Annotated in this window: 1 protein-coding gene; it reads left to right on the forward strand. The window is 64.0% G+C overall.

Annotated elements, in window-relative coordinates:
- Positions 1 to 58: 58 nt before the first annotated feature.
- A partial coding sequence (locus tag CWO89_RS45495; protein ID WP_165421652.1) for a transposase occupies positions 59 to 250 on the forward strand: 192 nt, incomplete at its 3' end.

The raw sequence follows: 250 nt of genomic DNA on the forward strand, positions 1-250 counted from the left end.
GTATCCGTCCGGTGAAGGCCGCCTTGCCGAGTGAGGCGTGTTGTTGAGAACTGTCCTTATGGACAGTGATAGGCGCAGTGCCCAAGTCGAGCGGCTCGAAGTAGTGGACACAGGCCGACGGCGGCGCTGGTCCGAGGATGAGAAGCTCAAGATCGTCCTGGAGAGCTTGCAGGCGCCGCGCCAGGTCGCGGCGACGGCGCGGCGATATGGCGTTTCGCGCTCATTGCTGCTCCGGTGGCGACGGTCGTTT

The sequence above is a fragment of the Bradyrhizobium sp. Leo170 genome, assembly GCF_004296405.1.
Taxonomy (GTDB): domain Bacteria; phylum Pseudomonadota; class Alphaproteobacteria; order Rhizobiales; family Xanthobacteraceae; genus Bradyrhizobium.